19 protein-coding genes are annotated in these 21939 nt (G+C 38.9%); 7 read left to right on the top strand and 12 right to left on the bottom strand.

Annotated features, from left to right (window positions below; translation table 11 throughout):
• Positions 1 to 104 precede the first annotated feature (104 nt).
• Both rho and trxA read right to left on the bottom strand, forming a co-directional pair.
• Complete coding sequence (rho, locus tag HMPREF0013_RS18715) at positions 105 to 1373, bottom strand: transcription termination factor Rho (protein WP_002117304.1); 1269 nt, start codon at positions 1371 to 1373, stop codon at positions 105 to 107.
• Positions 1374 to 1694: 321 nt separating this feature from the next.
• On the bottom strand, positions 1695 to 2021 hold the full coding sequence (gene trxA, locus HMPREF0013_RS18720) for a thioredoxin (RefSeq protein WP_005804292.1): 327 nt from the start codon (positions 2019 to 2021) through the stop codon (positions 1695 to 1697).
• 275 nt (positions 2022 to 2296) lie between these two features.
• Between trxA and ppx the strand changes: the two genes are divergently transcribed.
• Genes ppx through HMPREF0013_RS18745 form a run of 5 tightly spaced genes read left to right on the top strand, consistent with a single transcriptional unit; the run spans position 2297 to position 7396 of the window.
• Positions 2297 to 3817 (top strand): exopolyphosphatase, encoded by a 1521-nt coding sequence (ppx, locus tag HMPREF0013_RS18725; protein WP_002117171.1) that lies wholly within the window; start codon positions 2297 to 2299, stop codon positions 3815 to 3817.
• A gap of 18 nt (positions 3818 to 3835) precedes the next feature.
• Positions 3836 to 4657, top strand: coding sequence for an acetyl-CoA carboxylase carboxyltransferase subunit alpha (locus HMPREF0013_RS18730; RefSeq protein ID WP_005066304.1), 822 nt, complete (start codon positions 3836 to 3838; stop codon positions 4655 to 4657).
• Positions 4594 to 5994, top strand: coding sequence for a tRNA lysidine(34) synthetase TilS (gene tilS, locus HMPREF0013_RS18735; protein WP_005804293.1), 1401 nt, complete (start codon positions 4594 to 4596; stop codon positions 5992 to 5994). The genes HMPREF0013_RS18730 and tilS overlap by 64 nt, the downstream gene beginning before the upstream one ends.
• A complete protein-coding gene (gene proC / locus HMPREF0013_RS18740) occupies positions 5969 to 6805 on the top strand; it encodes a pyrroline-5-carboxylate reductase (RefSeq protein WP_005804294.1) in 837 nt (278 codons plus the stop codon). Before tilS ends, proC begins: the two co-directional genes overlap by 26 nt.
• A 21-nt stretch (positions 6806 to 6826) precedes the next feature.
• Positions 6827 to 7396 carry a YggT family protein gene (locus HMPREF0013_RS18745; protein WP_000501183.1) on the top strand — a complete coding sequence of 190 codons (570 nt, stop codon included), beginning with the start codon at positions 6827 to 6829 and terminating at the stop codon, positions 7394 to 7396.
• 51 nt (positions 7397 to 7447) lie between these two features.
• On the opposite strand, the gene polA is transcribed toward HMPREF0013_RS18745, so the two are convergent.
• Positions 7448 to 10219 (bottom strand): DNA polymerase I, encoded by a 2772-nt coding sequence (gene polA, locus HMPREF0013_RS18750; protein ID WP_005804295.1) that lies wholly within the window; start codon positions 10217 to 10219, stop codon positions 7448 to 7450.
• 154 nt (positions 10220 to 10373) lie between these two features.
• On the opposite strand from polA, the gene HMPREF0013_RS18755 reads away from it, so the two are divergent.
• Positions 10374 to 13178, top strand: a complete 2805-nt coding sequence (locus tag HMPREF0013_RS18755) for a DUF2339 domain-containing protein (protein WP_019767959.1) — start codon at positions 10374 to 10376, stop codon at positions 13176 to 13178.
• Here HMPREF0013_RS18755 and HMPREF0013_RS18760 read toward each other — a convergent pair.
• Positions 13168 to 14085 carry a mechanosensitive ion channel family protein gene (locus HMPREF0013_RS18760; RefSeq protein ID WP_005066312.1) on the bottom strand — a complete coding sequence of 306 codons (918 nt, stop codon included), beginning with the start codon at positions 14083 to 14085 and terminating at the stop codon, positions 13168 to 13170. The genes HMPREF0013_RS18755 and HMPREF0013_RS18760 overlap by 11 nt on opposite strands.
• A 9-nt stretch (positions 14086 to 14094) precedes the next feature.
• Positions 14095 to 14916, bottom strand: a complete 822-nt coding sequence (locus HMPREF0013_RS18765; protein ID WP_005804297.1) for a hypothetical protein — start codon at positions 14914 to 14916, stop codon at positions 14095 to 14097.
• A gap of 96 nt (positions 14917 to 15012) precedes the next feature.
• Here HMPREF0013_RS18765 and gspE point away from each other — a divergent pair, with 96 nt between their 5' ends.
• Positions 15013 to 16503 carry a type II secretion system ATPase GspE gene (gene gspE / locus HMPREF0013_RS18770; RefSeq protein ID WP_005804298.1) on the top strand — a complete coding sequence of 497 codons (1491 nt, stop codon included), beginning with the start codon at positions 15013 to 15015 and terminating at the stop codon, positions 16501 to 16503.
• A 56-nt stretch (positions 16504 to 16559) separates the two neighbouring features.
• Here gspE and HMPREF0013_RS18775 read toward each other — a convergent pair whose 3' ends face one another.
• The 7 genes from HMPREF0013_RS18775 to HMPREF0013_RS18805 form a co-directional block, all read right to left on the bottom strand.
• Complete coding sequence (locus tag HMPREF0013_RS18775) at positions 16560 to 16991, bottom strand: organic hydroperoxide resistance protein (protein WP_005066315.1); 432 nt, start codon at positions 16989 to 16991, stop codon at positions 16560 to 16562.
• A gap of 88 nt (positions 16992 to 17079) precedes the next feature.
• Positions 17080 to 17517 (bottom strand): MarR family winged helix-turn-helix transcriptional regulator, encoded by a 438-nt coding sequence (locus HMPREF0013_RS18780; protein WP_005804299.1) that lies wholly within the window; start codon positions 17515 to 17517, stop codon positions 17080 to 17082.
• 165 nt (positions 17518 to 17682) lie between these two features.
• Entirely contained in the window at positions 17683 to 18057 is a 375-nt protein-coding gene (locus HMPREF0013_RS18785; protein ID WP_005804300.1) for a DUF4951 domain-containing protein, read from the bottom strand.
• A gap of 14 nt (positions 18058 to 18071) precedes the next feature.
• The gene (locus HMPREF0013_RS18790) at positions 18072 to 18896 is read right to left on the bottom strand and encodes a carbon-nitrogen hydrolase family protein (protein WP_005066320.1); all 825 of its coding nucleotides are present in this window, start codon (positions 18894 to 18896) and stop codon (positions 18072 to 18074) included.
• Between the two features lie 26 nt (positions 18897 to 18922).
• Positions 18923 to 19444, bottom strand: a complete 522-nt coding sequence (gigB, locus tag HMPREF0013_RS18795) for an anti-anti-sigma factor GigB (protein ID WP_002117273.1) — start codon at positions 19442 to 19444, stop codon at positions 18923 to 18925.
• Between the two features lie 102 nt (positions 19445 to 19546).
• Positions 19547 to 20515, bottom strand: a complete 969-nt coding sequence (gigA, locus tag HMPREF0013_RS18800; protein ID WP_005804303.1) for an RsbU family protein phosphatase GigA — start codon at positions 20513 to 20515, stop codon at positions 19547 to 19549.
• 111 nt (positions 20516 to 20626) lie between these two features.
• On the bottom strand, positions 20627 to 21505 hold the full coding sequence (locus tag HMPREF0013_RS18805; RefSeq protein WP_005804305.1) for a VacJ family lipoprotein: 879 nt from the start codon (positions 21503 to 21505) through the stop codon (positions 20627 to 20629).
• Positions 21506 to 21939: the final 434 nt, after the last annotated feature.

Below are 21939 nucleotides of genomic sequence, written 5' to 3' on the forward strand. Positions count from 1 at the left end.
TAAATAATTTTACATAAAAATAAGCAAAATGTATTTTTGTGTAAAGCTTGTCAACCAAATAAAAAGCCACTCAAAAGAGTGGCTTTTTTTGAAGGCTTAATTACTTAAGTTGAAGCTTTACGTTTCATTTGATCAAAGAAATCATCATTTGTTTTGGTTTCTTTCATGCGGTCAAGTAAGAATTCCATTGCTGCCAACTCATCCATAGGGTGAAGTAGCTTACGGAGGATCCATACTTTGCGTAATTTATCTTCATCCATTAAACGCTCTTCACGACGTGTGCCAGATTTTTTGATATTCATAGCAGGGAAGACACGTTTTTCAGCAATACGGCGATCAAGAGTGATCTCTTGGTTACCTGTACCTTTGAATTCTTCATAAATTACATCATCCATTTTACTGCCTGTTTCAATCAAAGCAGTAGAGATGATCGTAAGTGAGCCACCTTCTTCGATATTACGTGCTGCACCGAAGAAACGCTTAGGGCGCTCTAATGCATGAGCGTCTACACCACCAGTTAATACTTTGCCTGATGACGGAATAACAGTGTTGTAAGCACGTGCAAGGCGGGTAATAGAGTCAAGAAGAATCACAACATCTTTTTTGTGCTCAACAAGACGTTTAGCTTTTTCAATTACCATTTCTGCAACTTGTACATGGCGAGCTGGTGCTTCATCAAATGTTGACGCAATAACTTCACCGCGAACAGTACGCTCCATTTCGGTTACTTCTTCTGGACGTTCGTCAATTAATAGAACAATCAAGAATACTTCTGGATTGTTTCTAACAATCGATTGAGCAATATTTTGAAGTAACATTGTTTTACCCGCTTTCGGCGGTGCAACAATAATAGAACGTTGGCCTTTACCAATTGGCGCAACTAAATCAACGACACGAGCAGTTAAGTCTTCTGTCGTACCATTACCTAATTCCATAACCAATTGTTCGGTCGGGAAAAGGGGAGTTAAGTTTTCAAATAAAATTTTATTTCGAGAATTTTCTGGCGTGTCATAGTTAATCTGGTTAACTTTGAGCAACGCAAAATAACGCTCACCTTCTTTTGGAGGGCGAATAGTACCTGTGATGGTATCACCTGTACGCAAGTTAAAGCGTCGGATCTGTGAAGGACTCACATAAATATCATCCGGACCTGCTAAATACGAACCTGCGGCAGAACGCAAAAAACCAAAACCATCAGAGAGAATTTCGAGAACGCCGTCACCAAAAATTTCTTCGCCATTCATCGCATGGCGTTTCAAAATGGCAAAAATAATATCTTGCTTTCTGTTACGAGCCATACCTTCCAGGCCCATAAATTCAGCAATTTTAATTAGTTCGCCGATTGGTTTTTTCTTGAGTTCAGTTAAATTCATAAGGGTCAGAATTAGGAAAGAGTAGAGTGTGGTTTAAAAAGGAGAAAAATCGCTCGCATACAAAAAAGATTATCGCAATTGTATTTACACAATAACAATTCAGAAGTCTGATTAATTGTTTCGAAGAGAAATGTGAAAAAACAATTTCTGTTGCCGAGTGGCGATCTTTATGTTTGTGTCTTGTAAGAAGCCGGACGAAGATGATTCCCTTCAGTGCCTCTTGAGCATGCAATATAAGCCAGCCTAGCAAATTTGTCAATTTATAGGCGAAAAAAATACGCTATAAAAAAGTATAGCGTATTTCTTTTTTAGCATTTTGACTTAAACGTTTTCATCAATAAAGCTAACAAGTTTAGAGCGAGGTACAGCACCAATTTGTTGAGCTACAACTTCACCATTTTTGAAAAGTAGTAAAGCAGGAATGTTACGGATGTTGTATTTCACTGCTGTATCTTCGCAAGAAGTCACATCAACTTTAACAATTTTTACTTTACCAGCATATTCACTTGATAGGTCTTCAAGAACAGGTGCGATCGCTTTACAAGGTGCACACCATCCTGCCCAGAAGTCAACAAGTACAGGGGTTTCAGCATCTAAAACATCTGCTTGGAAGTTAGCATCAGTTGTATTTACAATAGTCGCAGACATGGTACGGCTCCAATTTTTAAAAAAAAGTGCTATTACAGGAGAAATTATCTCTATCAGTATTACATAGCTACTTAGTTCAATGTAAGGGTTTGATGCTATTATTCAAGGCTTAACTAAATTTGTCTAATGGATGCTCACGATATTCATCATCGACTTGTACAATCGACTTATAAATAGAAAAATTTAAATGACAGCTAATTGTTGATGAAAATGGCTTTTCAATTGCATTCTTGTGAATTACTCTAAGCGTGAATTGTTATGGGTTTAGTTCAATAATGTCTGATTTTCTGATTGATGAAGAATTACTTGCTGCCATAGATATGGGGTCGAACAGTTTTCACCTTGCAATTGCACGGGTAGATCATGGTGAAGTTAAAAAAGTTGCTTCGATGTCAGAAAAAGTACAGCTTGCAGCTGGTTTAGATGAGAATAAAAACCTAACAGAAGCCGCTCAGCAACGAGGCTTAGCCTGCTTGGCTCGTTTTGTTGGAAGATTAAGCTCTGTTCAACCAAATCGTTTAAGAATTGTGGCGACCAATGCCTTGCGTCAGGCAAAAAATGGTCATGAATTTATCCAAAAAGCAGCAGAAATTTTGCCTAAACCTATTGAAATTATTGCTGGGCGAGAAGAAGCGCGTCTGATTTATCTTGGCGTATCGCATACCATGGCAAATGGTGGTCGACGTTTAGTTGTAGATATTGGTGGTGGTTCTACTGAGTTCATTATTGGTGAAGAGTTTGAGCCTATTTATACAGAGTCATTGCAAATGGGATGTGTGGCTTATACAAAAGCCTACTTTGCCGATGGCGAAATCACACAAAAAGCCTTTGATAAAGCAGTAGTTGCTGCCCGTAAAGAACTTTCAGCTATTGCAACAACGTATAAAATGGAAGGTTGGGATACTGTCGTTGGTTCTAGTGGAACGATTAAAGCTTGCCGCCAAATTATGGTGAATATGGGCTTGAGTGATGAGCAAGAAAACGTCACTCGAGAAGGGTTATACAAACTCAAAGATAAATTACTTAAGTTTAAAAATATTTCTGAAATTGATTTTGAAGGGTTAAGAGAAGACCGACGAGCAGTTTTGCCAGCCGGATTGGCAATTTTGTACGCAGTTTTTGAGGTTTTAGAAATTGATCGTTTGGCATATTCTGATGGTGCATTACGTGAAGGAGTCATGTATGACCTATTAGGTCGTTTTAAACATGAAGATATCCGTGATCGTAGTGTACAAGCTTTAATGGGACGTTATAACGCTGATCCAAAACAAGCAGAAAGAGTCGTAAATACAGCACAACAATTATTTGATGGTGTTGCAGAACCTCTCAATTTAACGAGTGAAGACAGTGACTTACTGCGCCGAGCTGCCTATTTGCACGAAATTGGTTTGGCGATTAGTCATGGTGGGTATCACCGTCATGGTGCTTATTTATTGCAGCATTCTGATATTCCGGGCTTCTCACAAATTGACCAAAATCACCTTTCACATTTGGTCGCTCACCACCGTCGTAAATTGCGAAATGATGTAAAAAATGAAATTTTGAAGGCTGGTGGTCATAAATTACTTTATCTATGTTTATTACTTCGCCTAGCAGTTTTACTCAACCATAGTCGAAGTGATCAGATGCTTCCTGCCATTGAACTGACCATCATAAATGATCAACAATGGCAACTTAGTGTTTCTGGTGATGCCAAACAATGGCCATTGTTAGTTGCCGACTTGCATGATGAGCAAGAGCAGTTTAAGCATTGGGACATTGAATTGAATATTCAGTCGGAAAAATTTATCGATTAAAGGGATAATATTCGACCTATGAAAAAAGCTACTCAGTCCAAAGCGTGGACAACGGTTCAAATTGCACGTCATCCTGATCGTCCGCAGTTTCTAGATTATGTCGGTGAAATCTTTACAGAGTTTGATGCCTTGCATGGTGATCGTTTGTTTGGTGACGATGGTGCGATGGTAGGTGGTCTTGCTCGTTTTGATGGTCAACCTGTGATGGTTATTGGCCAACACCGTGGTCGTAGTACCCGTGAAAAATTAAAGCACAACTTCGGTATGGCTAACCCAGAAGGTTACCGTAAATCTCAACGCCTATTAGATATGGCAGAGCGCTTTAATCTTCCGGTCTTCACATTTATTGATACTATGGGTGCTTATCCAGGTGTTGGTGCTGAAGAGCGTGGACAAGCTGAAGCAATTGCAACTAGCCTTGCTCAACTTTCAAGTTTGAAAGTTCCTGTTGTCGCAACAGTACTTGGTGAAGGCGGTTCTGGTGGTGCTTTAGGTATTGGTGTTGCTGACCGAGTAATTATGTTGTCGCATAGTATTTATTCTGTGATTTCACCAGAAGGCTGTGCATCTATTTTATGGAAAACTGCTGAAAAAGCGGCTCAAGCAAGTGAAGCTTTAGGTTTGACAGCAGATAAATTACAATCTCTAGGTATTGTTGAATATGTAGTAGATGAAGGCGAAGGGGCTCATTTAGACCCTGAGCAAGTCATGCAAAACCTAAAAGTAGTTTTGAAGCAAGCTTTGGATGAGTTGCTACCAATGGATGCAAATGAACGATGCGAAGCACGTTATCAACGTTTAATGAAGTTTGGCAGCGAAAATTTAGGCATTGCGTCTTAAAACAGGCTCAAGAGTTTTCAGAAAATAGTACTTTTCTTATTGGATGTAGTGGTGGCATGGATTCAATGCTGCTACTACATTTGATGTCTCAAATTTTCCCTCATAAGATCCGAATAATTTACATAGATCATCAACTGCAATCAAAAAGTGCAGAGTGGGGCGAACTCGTTGCTAAACAAGCGACTCGTTTAAATATTCCTTATACCATTCAAAAAGTTCAAGTTACTGACGGTAATTTGGAAGCTCAAGCACGTCAGGCACGTTATTACGCTTATCTACAACATTTACAAGCCAACGAAATTTTAGTGCTTGCTCATCACCAGCAAGATCAGGCTGAAACAGTAATATTGCGTTTATTATCGGGTGCGGGTGTTGATGGGCTTGCTGCTATGCAGTGTATTGATCATCGTGTTGATATGACAATTTGGCGCCCTTTTTTGGATTTAACCCGTGAGCAGATTGCCGAGTGGACTACTCAACTTGAGATTGAGTATGTAGATGATCCTACAAATTACGATATCCATTATGATCGGGCGTGGTCGCGTGAAGAACTTTGGCCCTTCTTACAAAACCGATTTCCAAAAATGCAGCAAGCACTTAGCCGTACTAGCTATTTGATGCAAGATGCTTCTGAAATTTTAGAAGAAGTTTTAAAAGCTGATTTGCAAAATTGTGGTACGGACGAATGTTTGGATTTAACTTGGCTATTAAAACTATCTTCTGCTCGACAGCGCCAATTGCTTTCAGTTTGGATGAAAGGTGATGGACAATATCGGCCTGCATTTGAAATGGTTGAGCGGTTAAAAAATGAAGTAATTGCTTCTAAGTCTGATGCACAAGCGGCATTACATTGGAACCAGTTTTATTATGTCCGTTATCAACATTATCTTTATCGGTTGAGTAGACAAGTTTTTCTTGCTGAAAAATTAAACCCAGTTGAAACCGAGACGGAGCATCATTTTCAACTAGGGGAAATAGTGGATTGCGCTTCAGGATATTTTCAAATAACTCAAAAAAATATGGGGTTGTCTGCATCTTTATTAAATAAAAAATTAAAAATAATTCGACGCCAAGGTGGTGAAAAGGTCCATTTATATGGTCGTGTTGGGCAATGGCCATTAAAAAAAGCAATTCAAGAAGCACATATTTTGCCTTGGCTTCGTCATACAATTCAAATATTAGTCATAGATAATGTTATGCTTGGGGTTTTTACACCGAAAGGATTTTGGTTGGCTCAGTCTCCGTATTGTGAGCAAGGAGGATGGCAACCAGATTTAATTTCTTATTCTTGTAATCTGGTAAATGGCGAAGATGGTTATGACAAGTGCAGTAAATAGTAATATCTGTTTTATTGGTGGTGGTAATATGGCCCAAGCTTTGATTGGTGGGCTCATTTCAAGAGGTTTACCGCCAACACGTATTACCGTTTCAGATCCTGTTGAGCAAATACGTCAATTATTGCAAGAAAAAGAAGTCCATGTGACACAAGATAATGTAGCTGCAATTAAAAATGCTGATGTCGTTGTACTGGCAGTAAAACCACAAGTTTTGGCGACTGTTTTACGTCCTTTAAAAGGACTGTTATCAGATAAATTGGTTATTTCAATTATTGCTGGTGCTGAAATTCAAACGATATCAAACTTAATTGATAGCAATCGAATTGTTCGAGTTATGCCAAATACGCCAGCTCTAGTTCAGACGGGTGCACATGGTATCTATGCAAATGATGTAGTAGGTACTTCGGATCGTGAATTAACAAGTCAGATTTTAGCAGCCACAGGCTTAACAATTTGGGTAAACTCCGAAGCTCAAATTGATGCGGTAACAGCGGTTTCTGGCTCAGGTCCTGCATATTTCTTCTATCTCATGGAAAGTATGATCCGTGCGGGTAAAAATTTAGGACTTGATGAAAAAGTTGCAACTGCGTTGACTCTTCAAACGGCATTAGGTGCAGCTCAAATGGCAATTACGAGTTCAAACACTCCTTCTGAACTTCGTAAGAATGTGACATCGCCAAATGGCACAACTCAAGCTGCACTTGAAGTTTTTGACCGTGCACAAATCTCCCAAAATATTCAATCTGCATTGGCTGCTGCACAGAAGCGTAGTCAAGAATTGGCTCAAGAATTGAGTGACAGTGCGAAATAGCTTAAATAGGATAAGACAACTATGGGTGCAAATTCTGCGCTAATTTTTGGAATTTTAATTAATGTCGCGATTTTATTGGTCTTTTTCCGTTTTTTAATGCAATTGGCGGCAGTAAGTCCTTATAATCCTGTGGTTTTATCGACCGTAAAGGCGACTAAAATTGTTGATATTTTTGGCCGAATTTTTCCGACGGTCGCAAAAGGCCGATTTAATTTGGCTGCGTTGGTTCTTTTAATTATTTTATATTTGCTGAAAATTTTTGGCGTGATGTATCTTTCTGGTTCTATGCCAAATAGTCCGGTTCACTTAGTGATTCTGACATTTGTGACGATGATTCAGGACCTAATTCGTTTCTGCCGTTATTTAATTTTCGCGACAATTATTTTGAGTTGGGTGGTTATGTTCACTCAATCGCGTTCACCTTATATTGAAGTGATTCAAGATTTAGCTGAACCATTACTCGCACCATTCCGTCGTTTATTGCCTAATATGGGAATGATTGACTTGTCTCCAATTTTGGCGTTTTTGGCGCTTTATATTGCCGAGATCTTAATGAATGAAGTTGCAAAAGTTCTTTTAACGGGACTTTAAGTTAACGCAAAAAAAGGGCTGTTAATACAGCCCTTTTTTTATTTCTACTAATTAATGGGCATCATCCCAGTTTTGCCCTTGCCCAACTTCAACAACTAAAGGCACAGAAATTTTTACTACAGATTCCATGACAGTCGCGATTTGCTTAGAGAGCTCCTCGGCAATGTTTTGATCTGCTTCAAACACTAATTCATCGTGTACTTGAAGAAGTAACTTGGCTTGATCTTTTGGCAAGATTTTATCGACTTCAATCATTGCGAGTTTAATGATATCAGCAGCACTACCTTGTAAAGGCGCATTAATTGCAGCACGTTCGGCAGCCTTACGTACCATTACATTTCGTGCATCAATATCTGGTGTATAAAGACGACGACCTAAAATAGTTTCAACAAAACCTTGCTCTGATGCAACTTGACGTGTGCGTTGCATATATTCATAGATGCCAGGATAGCGTTGGAAATATTGCTTAATATAGTTTTGCGATTCTTGACGTGTAAAGCCTAATTGACGAATCAAACCAAACTCAGACATACCATACAGTAGACCAAAGTTTACTGCCTTAGCTTGACGACGTTGATCATTGGTCACATCTTCAATTGCAATGCCCAATACTTCTGCAGCAGTACGGCGGTGAACATCTTGTCCATGCTGGAATGCATGTACTAAAGCATCATCTTGAGAAAAATGAGCCATTAAACGTAATTCAATTTGCGAGTAATCGGCAGCCAATAATACTCGACCTTCTGGCGCAATGAATGCTTTACGAATTTGGCGCCCAATTTGTCTACGAATTGGAATATTTTGTAAGTTAGGATCTGAAGAGGAGAGGCGACCTGTTGCTGTAAGTGCTTGGTGATAACTTGTATGTACACGATGCGTGTCGTTATGAGATTGCTCAACTAGACGATCAGTATAGGTACTTTTTAGCTTTGCTAAACCGCGATGCTCTAGAATAATTTCCGCTAAAGGATGTTCAATTTTTTCTAAAACACTTTCACTGGTGCTGTATTGTCCAGTTGCAGTTTTTTTACCGCCTTTGATTCCTAATTTATCAAATAGGATTTCACCTACTTGTTTAGGAGATGCAATATTAAAAGTTTCATCTGCAATTTCCATCGCTTGATTTTCAAGCCCTTCCATCGTTTTTGCAAATTCAACGCTTAATTTATCTAAGAAGGCATGATCTAGACGAATACCATCTTCTTCCATACCCGATAAAATACGGGCAACTGGCATTTCGATGTTATATAAAATATTTTCTAGCTCAGGAAATGGCTTAAGTTTGTTTGAAAGCACTTCATACAAACGATAGGTCACATGAGCATCTTCTGCAGCATAGTGAGCAGCAACTTCAATCTCAATTTGATTGAAAGTCTTTTGTTTAGCACCCTTACCAGCAATTTGTTCAAAAGTGGTGGTTAAGTGGCTTAAGTAGACACGAGCTACGTCATCCATGCCGTGACGAGTGGCCGCTGCATTCAATACATAAGATGCAAGCATGCTATCGAAATACCAGCCTTTAAGTTCTATGCCATGATTGGCAAAGATATGGGCATCATATTTAAGGTGATGCCCAATTTTTTTAACTGCTTCATTTTCTAGCACAGGCTTAATTTGAACCAGAATTTGATCACGATCTAATTGCTGCGGCGCATTTTCATAATTATGCGCTAATGGAACATAGTAGGCATCTTTCGCATCAAATGCGATTGAAAAACCAACCATCTCTGCAATACGGTAATCAAGGCTTGTAGTTTCTGTATCAATAGCAAAATGATCGGCATTTTGCATGCGTTGCCAGAGCTGATCCCATGCTTCTTGGGTTAAAACAGTGTGATAATTTGCAGTTCCAAGCTGGTCATCTTGACTAGTTAAGCTTGCTTGATCTTCGGTTTCTATAGATTCAGCAGGTTTAACTTCATTTTGAACAACAGTTTGTGAAGCTTGTTGTTTATAGCTTGAGCTATTTGGATTGTTTGGATGATCAAGCGACTGTAATTGGTTTCTAAACTCAAGCTCAGTATAAAGATTACGTAGAGCCTCTACATTTGGATCAGTAAGCTTTAACTCATGCCAATCGAGTTCTAAAGGAAGATCACAAACAATGCTAGCTAACTGGTGGTCAAGCTTAATATTGTCTAAGTTATCTTTAATATTTTGGCTAAGTTTGCCTTTAAGTTGGTCTGCATTGGCAATAATATTGTCTAAAGTGCCATATTCAGTTAGTAACTTAGCTGCTGTTTTTGCACCTACGCCAGGTACACCCATGATGCCATCAGACGCATCGCCCATAAGGGTTAAGTAATCGATAATTTGATTTGGCCAAACACCAAATTTTTCAAATACCCCGTCGGTATCCATGACGCGATCTTTAAAGCTATCTTCAAGCTTTACATGATCATTGACGAGCTGAGCCATGTCTTTATCTCCGGTTGAGATAAGTACATGATGGCCTTCGAGTACGGCACGTTTAGCGAGCGTACCGATAATATCATCTGCTTCTGCACCCGGAAGACTATATAAAGGAATTCCTTGAGCTTTAATCAATGCATGTAAATATGGAATCTGTTGAGATAACTCTTCCGGCATGGTTGGGCGATCACCTTTATAAATAGGTGAAAGCTTGTGACGAAAAGTTGGCTCAGGCGTATCAAAAATGACAGCCATATGTGTTGGCTGCATACGGCGCATTAATTTTTGAATGGCAGAAATTGCCCCACGTATTGCATTGGTATGTAACCCTGTAGAGGTCGTCAATGGTGGTAATGCATGATATGCACGAAATAAAAAATAGGACCCATCAACCAAGACAAATGGTGGCATTGAACAATTCCTTAATCTGAATTACGGGTATTTTACGTGAAAACGGCTATGAATGCAGGTTTATGATTTTTGCAGTATTTTGTATGTATAAATATACGCTTGTATTGGCTTGAAGTAAGATGACCTGTAATGAAGGTGTCATATTGCTAAGCCCATGTATAAAAAAGACAAACAGGGAATGATCATTGTTTTGATCGCTTTGACTTTGTTTTTAGCCATTTCAATTGGTTTTAAATTTCAGAGTGCCGTTATTGCTTTATCTATTGCACTTACTGTCATTCTAGTTCAATTACTATCAAATCTACATGAGCGTTTAACTCATTTAGAACAGCAGTTTTCTCGGCAGAAAACGCCACTTTATTCTATTCACATGCAAAGAACAGTGATTTATGCAGCCGCCTTGGTTGCATTAGTTGCTTATATAAATCATTGGATGTGGATTGCTGGTGGGGCTTTACTGGTTTTATTGCTATGTTTGATTCAAACCATTAGTGCATTTCATACTCGACTATTATACCTCGAGTCAGCAAAACAAACTGTTCATGTAAATGAGACCATACAAACAGAAGTTATAAATCCTGTAATAGAACAAGTTAGTGCCAGCAATACGGACACGCTAGTCCCAGCAGAAACGGCACCTTTAAATCAAACAGAACAATCAGCCCATGTACAGACTGCATGGTGGCAACCAGCCGTGGATTGGATGATTCATGGTAATCCAATCTTAAGAGTTGCTGTTGCTGTGCTTATGGTTGGGGTAGTGTTGCTATTACGTTTTGCAAGCGAGCATTGGCAACTTAGTTTAGGTGTGAAACTTGGATTTATTGCGATTGCTGGAGGTGTGTTAACGGCATTTGGGTATACATTGCAAAAGAAAAATCAGCTGTTTGCTGTGGCATTGCAAGGTGTTGGGCTGGCTGTTGTATTCCTGACACTTGTGTTCTCACATCATTTTGGTGTAATTGCCAACCTAACTACAGCGAGTATTCTGTTTACGATTTTATTAGCTATTACTGTATTCCTGAGCTTAAAACAACAAGCTATTTATTTGGCAATATTAGCACTGGGTATGGCTTATGCGGCTCCTTTAGTTATTCCTCAATATCGCCCTGATGTAACCTTCCTATTTAGCTACTACTTAGTAATTAACTTAGCAGTTGCTGCGGTTAATTTTATTCAGCCTTGGAAAATCTTAAATCAAATTGCTTTCTTTGCCACAATGTTTATTGGTGGTAGTGCAATCGCATTTTATGCAGAACCCGCAAAATTTAATACATTAGACTGGATTTTGTGGTGCCATATAGCGCTGTTTATTTGGCTTAGTGTTCGTTATAGCCAAAATATATCTCGGACGTCAGCAAGTGAAAAACAAGAAGGCATTCGTTTACCTCCGCTCTTAGATGTTGGTCTTATTTTTAGTGTGCCAGTACTGGGCTTTACCCTTCATGCTTACTTGGTACATGAGTCTACACAAGCCTTGACGATTGGTGCCGCCGTCTTGGCGGGTACCTATGCGCTATTAACTTTTTGGATTAAAAAAACTCATCCTCAGCTTTCGGTCCTTGCGAAAAGCTTTTTCATTCTCGCGGTTGCGTTTTTTGCCTTAATTTTCCCGCTTGCAAAAGGAGCACATTGGACAGCGATTGGTTGGGTTGCCCAAGGTACGGCTTTAATTGTGTGGGGAGTAACTGAGCGCTACCGTTTAAGCCGATATATTGGTGTGGTTTTAGTTTTACTTAGTTCTATTGCGCTGTTTTATCAGGTGTGGGTAAACGAAGAGTTCCCAACGCTAAGCACAAGCATCTATGCAATTGCTCAATTTATTTCTGCCTTTTATTTATTGCAATACAACAGTAAAGAGCAACGCTATTTTAGCGCAAGTATGTTTAGTGGCATTTTCTTGTGTTTAGGGATGTATGCGGGTGCTGTAGCTGGTGTAGAAATAATGGCATGGCATCATCATGCTTTGAGTCCGTATTTGATGTTCGCCGTAGTTCTAATCGCAATATTTAGCGCAGTTGTTCACTATAAACTTCGTGTGCAATGGCAAAGTTTGCAGTTAATTTTAATTAGCCTGTTACTGTTGTTAGTTTTGGGCGAAGCCTTTGCGAGTCAAGTGTTTACGTTGTTTAAATGGGTAGACTCATTACAACAAACTACTTTCTTAGTCGCTACCATTATTCTAAGTGCCTTATTTATTATGGCTCAACCGCAGTCGGATGAGTCTGGGTACTTAAATGTCTGGGTTGGTTTAAGCTGGTTGGCGTTAGCAGTAGTTGGTTTGGCGATCTTTCCAAAAATGCCAGTTGTTGCTCTGGCTTTTATCCCTGTGGTTTATTCGCTTTGGACGTATAAGGCTCATAAAACTACATTGTTGCATCAAATTCCGGTTTGGTGTTTAAGCTTAATTTGGTTGCTAGTTGTGAGCGTTGATCGCCACTCTGCTGAGTACCTTTATTTTGTTCCTTTATTTAACTTAACTGATTTTCTTTCTATTGTAGTATTTGCAGGTCTGCTCTTTATTATTTATCAACATGCTTTTGATCAAGATAAATCACAAGAGTGGACTTTTAAAATTACAACAATTTTAGCTGGGTTATTGGTATTCAGTAGTGTGGTCGTTAGGGGCTTACATCATTACTGGGGGACACCACTATGGAGCTTAGCAATTTGGACGAATGGTGAAGTGCAGTTAAGTTTGACATTGCTTTGGGTCATTTTGGCATTTGTATTAACTACATTCTCAAGCCGTAAAATGATTCGTCAACTCTGGTTTGTAGGTGCTGCTCTTTTAGGTATTGTGGTATTAAAGTTGATTTTACTTGATCTATCACAAAGTGCGACATTAACTCGAGTCATTTCGTTTATTGGGGCAGGTGGAGTAATGTTAATTATTGCTTATCTTGCGCCATTACCCCCGTCATCTACCGTACAGAAGAATCAAGAGCCTAAGCTTTAGGCTCTCGTTTTAATTCTTTTTGATTGCTATATTGATCGATATCGTCTTCAGCAAAACCAGTAGATGGTCGATCAATCAAGCCCATTTTAGGAACAGGAATTTCAATTCGGTTATCTAAGAATCCATTTCGGATTCGTTCTTGCATTTCATCTCGAACTTTTAAAGAGTTCTCTTGTCTACACCACATTGTGAATAAAAGCTCAATTGATGATTCCCTGAATGCGGTAACCGTAACTGCAGGTTTGGGATCATCCAGTACAAGTGGATAATGGGCTGCTACATTCAGTAAAACCTCACGTACTTTAATAATATCTTCGTGAAAGTTGATTGCGAGCGTAATTGGGATACGTCGTATCGGATATTTAGACAAGTTGTGTACAGGCGCACGAATGAGTTGTTCGTTCGGTAAACGAATATAGACATTGTCGAGTGTAAGTAATTTTACCGAAAGTAAATCAATTGAGATGACTTCGCCTTCAATTGTATTACCACGAATGAGAGTAATTTGGATCGTATCACCGACTTCAAATGAACCTTCACCAATCAAAAATAAACCACTAATCAAGTTACTGGCAGATGTTTGCGATGCAAAACCGAGTGCTACAGTTAAAATCCCTGCTGCACCGAGGAATACACTAAGTTTGAACCCAGCTTCTTTCAAACTCGTCATGATGAAGAGTAAAAAAATAAAATAAAAAATACCACGGCGCCATACAAGGCGTTGGTGAGCATTAAAACGTGAGCCAATGGTTCTAATAAACGTATTCGAAATAATACGAGCAAGAACAAAGCCAATGAAACACAGTACAACAGCGACTAAAATTTCACTAATACGTTCGGTATTGATATTGGTAAATATACTTTTGAGGCTATCAGCGATATCTTTTGGAATATTTGAATCAGCCATATAAACCTCTTAAAAGAATGAATCAAACATATTGAATAATGCTCCACCAGGTGAGCGTGGTGGGTGAACATAGGTCACTTCACCAGCAAGAGGTGGCGTACGATTTTCAATACGAATACGTGCCGGACGATCAGAACCCTCATAATAAACTTTAATTTGAGAAGTCCATAAGCGTCCCGTACTTTCACTATAAAATAGCGGTAGGGCCGTCACTGGCACATTCATGCGATCAAAGCGTAATTGATGATTACTTGTGTTGTGAAAGTCGATTGGAGTAACAGCACGGAAAGCGCGTGGTGTTAATAGATTCAAATCAGTACGGCCATCCACGGAAGTGGCATAACAGATTTCTCCTTGCTGCGCATTAGGACCAAACCACGTATCTTTAGGCTGAATCACAGGAATCTCAAACAAAGGTTCATGCTGACTTTCAACTAAGCCTGCAATCCATAATGGTGTGCTGATATATAGAGTCCCACGTTGACCTGCTGGAATGTAAATAGGATCAACAGGTTTAATGACCACAGAACGATCTGCCAGACGTGGCATCAGTAAAAATTCTGGATTGGTCTTTCGAAACATGTAACGTTCTACTTGAACCGTATGCGGAAAGGCAAAATGTGGATCGGCAATTGGGTGCCAATCTTGTTCATTATCATCTTGGAGAGATGGACGATAATATTCGATGCGCCATTCTTTTATGCCACGTGTTAAACGAAAGAGCATTGAACCGAATTGCCATGCTTTGGACTGGTTAATTTCAAAGTGCTGTTCACCCCACCATTTTAAAGAATTCTGGGGGTGAGGCTGATATTCATTATTTTCAAACAAGACGCAAAATTCCTCTACCGAGTTGTTAAACAGACTTCACGCTGTAATCTGCTTAGAGTACACTCAAAATCATCTTACTCATCATTATAAATTGTGATGCAAATATTGAAACAAATACAAGTTCCATATAGTTTTGCCAAGCGTCATGGTGTTTTATTTCGTTATGACGGTGATCAGGTATTTATTATTAGACGCCAAAACACTGAAAAAATTGCATTACAGGAAGCAAGACGCATCTTGGGTAAGCCAGCTCATTATCAATTATGTACTGAACAAGAATTTAATACGCTCTTAAGTACGAGTTATGCAGGTGATACAGGGGAGTCACAACAAGTTGCAGCTGGTTTAGAAGATCATCCGGACTTATTGAGTTTGGCCGATCAGGTTCCCGAAACAGAAGATTTGATGGACCAAGAAGATGACGCACCTATTGTTCGTCTGATCAATGCACTTCTTTCTGAAGCAATTCGAGTAGGGGCTTCTGATATTCATATTGAAGCTTTTGAAAAGAAACTATCTGTACGATTACGTGTAGATGGACAATTACGTGAGATTGTACAACCACGCCGTGAGTTGGCGCCTTTACTTGTTTCGCGTATTAAAGTTATGGCGAAGCTTGATATTGCTGAAAAACGTGTACCACAAGATGGACGTATTTCTTTACGTCTTGCTGGCCGTGAAGTGGATGTGCGTGTTTCAACTTTGCCATCGTCACATGGTGAAAGGGTCGTTATGCGTTTGCTTGATAAACAAGCGGGCCGACTCAACATGACTCACTTGGGTTTAATGGCTAATGACTATGAGCGTTTAACTCAGTTAGTGCATCGTCCTCACGGTATTATTTTGGTCACAGGGCCTACTGGTTCGGGGAAAACGACCACCTTATACGCAGCTTTGTCTGATCTAAATGACAATACTCGTAATATCTTAACTGCTGAAGATCCAATCGAATATCAACTCGAAGGCATTGGCCAAACCCAAGTGAATACCAAAGTAGATATGACATTTGCTCGTGCTTTAAAAGCAATGTTACGTCAAGATCCTGATGTGGTAATGGTGGGGGAGATCCGTGATCTGGAAACTGCTGAAATTGCGGTTCAAGCATCTTTAACAGGCCATTTGGTTTTATCAACACTACATACCAATACAGCTATTGGTGCAGTTACTCGTCTTAAAGATATGGGGATTGAACCCTTCTTGTTATCAAGCTCTTTAATTGGGGTGATTGCTCAACGTTTGGTTCGTACTTTATGTCCACATTGTATGACATGGCGTGAAGCCGATACTTTTGAGAAACAGGTTTTTCAACATATTAATAATGAACCATTATTGCAGTTACCTGAAGCTAAAGGGTGCGATCATTGTTCACATTTAGGTTTTAATGGGCGTACAGCGATTTATGAAATCGTACCAGTTGATGAACCCATGCGCCGTCTGATTCATGGTAATGCAGCGGAATATGAATTAGAAAATCATGCTCGTGAGTATTCCGGTTCTATTCGTGATGATGGTTTGCGCAAAGTACTGGCGGGTAAAACTACACTCGAAGAAGTGCTTCGTGTAACTAATGAGGCAAGTGAAGCATAATATTTAAGATGTAAAAAATGCCCGATTTGATTCGGGCATTTTTTAAATATAAAAACTTATTCAGTCACAATATTAAACGTCACATCAATATTATTGCGAGTTGCATTTGAATATGGGCAAACAATATGAGCTGCTGCAACTAACTTTTCAGCTTCTTCACGATCCATACCCACTAAGTAAACATTTAAAGTCGCTTCGATGCTAAAACCTGTAGGAATTGGACCAATACCTACTTCACCTTCTACATAAGCGTCTTTGCTAATGTTAAATTTATCGCGGTTTGCAACAAATTTTAAAGCACCTAAAAAGCATGCTGAATAACCAGCTGCGAATAGTTGCTCTGGATTTGTTACAGCACCACCAGCGCCACCCATTTCTTTAGGTACACCAAGTTGTACATCTAATACGCCGTCTGATGAAGTCGCACGGCCATCACGACCACCGGTTGCTTTAGCTTTTGCACGATAAACAACTTTTTCTAATGACATCGTTTTTATTCCTAAAATAAATTGAATACAAATATATCGTACACGACTTAATTATTTTGACAAGTATATTTTTTAAAAAAATTGCTGTTTATTTGACTAAGTTTGTACGGAGTTTAGTAAGTTGATCTTTAAGGCCTAGTAGTGTTGTCATATCACATGAACTTGCTTCTAATACGCCTGATGGAATATGGATTGCTTGATCTTTTAATTTTTTTCCTTCATCACTTAGCGTAATAATCACTTGTCTCTCATCTTGAGTTGAACGGGTACGATGAAGTAAATGCGAGGCTTCTAACTTTTTCAAGATAGGAGTGAGGGTAGATGATTCTAAAAAAAGTTTAGCTCCAATTTCTGAAACAGTCACTTCATCCTGCTCCCATAACACCAACATCACTAAATATTGGGGATAGGTAATGCCCAAAGGTGCTAGAAGTTTTCTGTAGAGTTGATTAAGCGCTAAATTCGTTGAATAAATGAGGAAACATAATTGATTCTCAAGCTTTAAGTTTTGACAGTCTTGGTCCATATCTTCCTCAAAGAAACTAGTATTGCTTTTGTAGTATATCGCGTTCTATTCAGTTTCTTAAATGTTCATAAGAATAGGTTATGAATAAAGTAAATTAAGGGATATAAAAAATGGAATAATTACATCAATTATTCCATAAGATAAAAATATTCTAGATGAAAGTGTTTACCACAAATCTGCAATCTTTTTCATTAAACGCGCACGATACTTCGCAGTAGGATTATTTGCATTGCGTTGCTGCTCTTGTTCATAAAAATCTTGCCATGCAGTAATCATTTCAAGCGTAGTTCCTTGTTTTTTAATTACAGAAACATCTGCTGGCTGAATATTTTCTAAACGTTGTCTTGCACCTTCTGCGCCTGTACCCCAGCCAATAATTCTTTGGCCAAAAGCGGGCAAGGGGATATTTTTAGGGGTTGCTGGAAGAATATCTGAATTGAGCTGTGCAGCAGGCGAAACAAAATGGTTTGTTGTACCAAACTCTGCATAACAATGAATATTTGCCCCCAAGCAAAAAATGCTAAATAAGTATTTCCACATGAATAATTAAACTTTTAATAATGAATCAATTTACGGTGAGTCATCAGAGGCATTGAAGAGCGGACGAGTTCTTGTGCTGTTAAATCAAAGGGTACAGTGATTAAACCACTCCCTTCATATCCAATCATACTTAAAATTTGGCCACGACTATCTGTTGCCCCAGAGTGTCCCCAGGTTTGTCGTTTTTCACCATGCCAGCCCTGTTGTGCTGCGCCTAAAACATAACATTGGCTATCCATTGCCCGAGCTTGTAGCAAAAGCTGCCAGTGCATTTGTCCAGTTGTATAAGTAAATGCAGCAGGAGCAGTAAGAATATGAGCGCCTTGTTGTCTCAGAGTTAGAGCAAGCTCTGGAAAACGTAAGTCATAACATACCATTAAGCCAATATTGCCAAAAGGGGTAGATGTGACTACTACGTCTGTTCCAGGTTCAAAAAAACGAGACTCTTGATAACCACCGACCGCATCGCCCACTTGTACATCAAATAAATGGATCTTGTCATAACGTGCTTCTGTACGCTCAGGGCTAATACAAAGACTAACCGTCCGGACTCGACCATCTTGAATGGTAGATCCATCTGGACGAAATGGGCATGGTAAGGTACCGGCCACAATCCAGATTTGATATTGATGTGCTAGTTTCTCAAGCCGTTGTTGAATAGACTCAAATTGCTCAGCTGTTTCGCGTTGTTTTCCAGCAGCAAAACATACAAAGTTTTCGGGGAAAACAATCAGGCTAGCATTTTGTGCCTTACTTTGTTGAATCAAAGACTCAATGACTTGAAAATTATTTTCAATATCATCTTGAGAGTTCATTTGAGCAACAGAAATAAGGGTCATATTCTAATCCGGCTTAATGTTTAAAGTCAGGCATTTTGCTTATCTGATACCTGTTCAAGCGTATCTTGTTCTTTCTGTAACTGCTTCACAAGTGGCTCAAACATATTCTGATTGTTTGCATTGAGTTTCATCAATGTCTTATGTGCATCCAGAACTGTTCTTAGCATTGCATTATGAGTGATCTGTTCATCAGTTAACGTTAATGTGCAAACGTTAGGATCGCCACAGTAATTCAAAATGACAAAAACCTGCCCTAGCCCCATACTGTTGGCTAAGGTTGTGATATCTGGATTGGTAGATAGCATCACAGCTTGAATATGATGAGTTTGTTTAAGCTTTAAACCTAGCTTAGCCAGGATGCCTAACACCGTACTATCAATAAATGTTGTTTGGGTTAAATCAACGATTGCACCAACAACATTCTCTTGCTGTTCAATTCTGTTTAAAAGTTTGTCTAGACTTATACAAGAATGGGCTCGCACTTCACCAATAAGTTTGAAAATATGCGTTCCATTTAAACTTGCATATTCAACATGACCTGTTGACATATAAATGCCATTTTCAGAGAAGGATAGAAAAATTATCACATAGTGCCATCGCAGACTCAAGAGTCCTTAAGTCGTATATTATGTAATTAATTGATTCGTAAATTAATTCATTCGACAAAGACTGAAGATGGCAATGTCATCAGCCACATGATCGGGTGCTTGGAATGATTGATTTTGCAAATGATGAACCAATTGTTGGAACTGATCATTTAACCCACCATCAAAAGGTTCAAGTGCTCCATCTGAGCAAACAATGAAACGTGCTTGGTGATTTAATGTACAAACATGCTCTTCAACTTCGAGTTCATCAGTCAAGCCTAATGGGAAGCTACTTGTTGTTAAAATTTTTGGAGCTTGATTAGGTTCAAAAATGATAGGAGGAGGGTAGTGCCCAGCACTTGACCAGCGAAGCGTATGTGTTTCAAGGTTTAAAATACCCACCACAATCGTAATGTGCTTTTCAATATTCTCTTGAACTAACATGCCATTTAATTTTTTTATTAATTGCCTTGGGGTTTTAGAGCGGCCATGGAAAGCTGCCATCCAAGATGTTAATAAACTACTGGTTACACCATGTCCTGAAACATCGGCAAGATAAAATAAAACTTCCTTATCATTTAATTTCCAGTAGTCATACCAATCACCAGAAAGATAAGCTGAAGGCTGAAAGAAAGTTTCGACTTGATAATTTAATAAATCAATTGGATTAGGTAATAGTCTTTTTTGTAGTTCAGCAGCCGAAGGTAAATCGCGGCTATCTTGATTACGTTTGTATTGAGCATCGATTCTTGATAATGCTTTATTTAAATCATGAGGTAGTTGATTCCATACCCAACCTGCAAGAGCACCCGCTTCCCAAGCTTGGGCTAAAGCGCTACCTTCATGTTCAAAAGCAATGACAACCGTTGGTAAATTCCATTTATATGTCAGGAAATCTTGTACATCTGCTATTGCAATGATGGTTGGATCATATAAATCTAAATCATCTATGTTAATGACTTGTAAGCCTGGCAATTTATCCAAAGCTTGCTCTAAATAAGGGATAGAGCGTGTCGGTTTAATAAAATACATAGAAGAGATGGTAGTCCTTTTATATGATCACTTTATTCATCATAGAGTATGTATGATCAAAATCAAGGTATTGCCCAACTCTTAATCCAAGCAATACCTCGATTTCATCTTTTAAGGGTTTTGATTCTCATCAGGTGTATCTTCTGAATCATCATCAATGAAAGATACATCAGCTGAGTCACCCTTTTTCTCTGCAATTTGGAATGCTTTACGTTGGAGATATAAATCTCGAATCATGGCATATTGATCACCTTGTAAGGTCTGATCTAGGTCCAGATATTGAGCGCGTGTATCAACCGCTTGTAACATATTACTTGACCAATAAAGCCCCTCTTGATCATCCATAACATATTTCTGTGGACGTGCTTGGGCGTCTACTGCTAAACCAAAACCATCACGTAAGGTACTTGGACCGAAAAAAGGCAACATCAGGAATGGGCCAGAAGGAACACCATAGTAACCGAGAGTTACACCAAAATTCTCTTCTTCAGTCGGTAAACCTAAACGGCTGGCAGGGTCAGCTAAACCAAGAGTAGTTAACGTATTAATTGTAAAGCGACCTAGGGTTTTTGCCGCACGGCCAGGGCGGCCTTGAATAAGCTGGTTAACAGCATTCCAAGGTTCTCCAAGATTTTTGCGGAACTGACGATAAGAACCACGTACATCTTCTGGAGTCTTTTCTCTATATTGCACAGCAACTGGGCGTAAAAAATTTCGGTCCAACATGTCGTTAAATGAGTAAATTGGACGATTTAATGACTGTAATGGATCTTTTACAGGATCTGGTTGTGCTGCATTCGCATTAATTTTTAAATCTTTAACTTTAATATTTTTTAAATCTTTAATAATTTGTGAGCGCGTATGAGTCGGTGCTGTTTCTTCTAATGAGCTCGCATTAGAAGATTCGCTTATAGTATTTTCTTGAGCATATAAAGAGGTACAAACACCTACAGATAATAAGCTTAGTAAAATTAAATTAGAATAATTCATATAATTCCTTAACCGCCAGCCAGGCTAATACTTAAATGTGCAGTTGGGTGGAGATATGTTTTAATACAAAATTGATAACCTATTATCAATGTAAAATTGATCAAATAATATAGATAAAATGATAAAAAGCTTAAAAAGTATCCAGTTGATGATATTGATTTAAAAAAAGGGTTGCAAAGGGGATGAGATGGTCTATAATGCACATCCATCGGCGGTGATGCAGATAGAAACTTGTTGAAAAACAGTTACTTGTGATTAGATTGGTTGCTTTAAGTGATGAATTTGATGGTAAGTTGGTTTGAGAGATAAGTTTTAAAAATATCGAAATTACCTGTTGACTTTTAAGAGATTAAGAGTAATATAGCCGACCTAGCTTGCTGGTGACGAACCAGGAAGAAGATCATTAAGAGAATTGAAGAACAACTTGTGTGGAT

It is taken from the genome of Acinetobacter sp. SH024, from assembly GCF_000163635.1.
GTDB lineage: Bacteria > Pseudomonadota > Gammaproteobacteria > Pseudomonadales > Moraxellaceae > Acinetobacter > Acinetobacter pittii.

Excerpts from the sequence above, each read along its gene's own strand:
- rho (WP_002117304.1), bottom strand. The coding sequence starts at position 1,373 with ATGAATTTAACTGAACTCAAGAAAAAACCAATCGGCGAACTAATTAAA.
- trxA (WP_005804292.1), bottom strand. The coding sequence starts at position 2,021 with ATGTCTGCGACTATTGTAAATACAACTGATGCTAACTTCCAAGCAGAT.
- ppx (WP_002117171.1), top strand. The coding sequence starts at position 2,297 with ATGTCTGATTTTCTGATTGATGAAGAATTACTTGCTGCCATAGATATG.
- HMPREF0013_RS18730 (WP_005066304.1), top strand. The coding sequence starts at position 3,836 with ATGAAAAAAGCTACTCAGTCCAAAGCGTGGACAACGGTTCAAATTGCA.
- tilS (WP_005804293.1), top strand. The coding sequence starts at position 4,594 with ATGCGAAGCACGTTATCAACGTTTAATGAAGTTTGGCAGCGAAAATTT.
- proC (WP_005804294.1), top strand. The coding sequence starts at position 5,969 with ATGGTTATGACAAGTGCAGTAAATAGTAATATCTGTTTTATTGGTGGT.
- HMPREF0013_RS18745 (WP_000501183.1), top strand. The coding sequence starts at position 6,827 with ATGGGTGCAAATTCTGCGCTAATTTTTGGAATTTTAATTAATGTCGCG.
- polA (WP_005804295.1), bottom strand. The coding sequence starts at position 10,219 with ATGCCACCATTTGTCTTGGTTGATGGGTCCTATTTTTTATTTCGTGCA.
- HMPREF0013_RS18755 (WP_019767959.1), top strand. The coding sequence starts at position 10,374 with ATGTATAAAAAAGACAAACAGGGAATGATCATTGTTTTGATCGCTTTG.
- HMPREF0013_RS18760 (WP_005066312.1), bottom strand. The coding sequence starts at position 14,085 with ATGGCTGATTCAAATATTCCAAAAGATATCGCTGATAGCCTCAAAAGT.
- gspE (WP_005804298.1), top strand. The coding sequence starts at position 15,013 with ATGCAAATATTGAAACAAATACAAGTTCCATATAGTTTTGCCAAGCGT.
- HMPREF0013_RS18775 (WP_005066315.1), bottom strand. The coding sequence starts at position 16,991 with ATGTCATTAGAAAAAGTTGTTTATCGTGCAAAAGCTAAAGCAACCGGT.
- HMPREF0013_RS18780 (WP_005804299.1), bottom strand. The coding sequence starts at position 17,517 with ATGGACCAAGACTGTCAAAACTTAAAGCTTGAGAATCAATTATGTTTC.
- HMPREF0013_RS18785 (WP_005804300.1), bottom strand. The coding sequence starts at position 18,057 with ATGTGGAAATACTTATTTAGCATTTTTTGCTTGGGGGCAAATATTCAT.
- HMPREF0013_RS18790 (WP_005066320.1), bottom strand. The coding sequence starts at position 18,896 with ATGACCCTTATTTCTGTTGCTCAAATGAACTCTCAAGATGATATTGAA.
- gigB (WP_002117273.1), bottom strand. The coding sequence starts at position 19,444 with ATGTCAACAGGTCATGTTGAATATGCAAGTTTAAATGGAACGCATATT.
- gigA (WP_005804303.1), bottom strand. The coding sequence starts at position 20,515 with ATGTATTTTATTAAACCGACACGCTCTATCCCTTATTTAGAGCAAGCT.
- HMPREF0013_RS18805 (WP_005804305.1), bottom strand. The coding sequence starts at position 21,505 with ATGAATTATTCTAATTTAATTTTACTAAGCTTATTATCTGTAGGTGTT.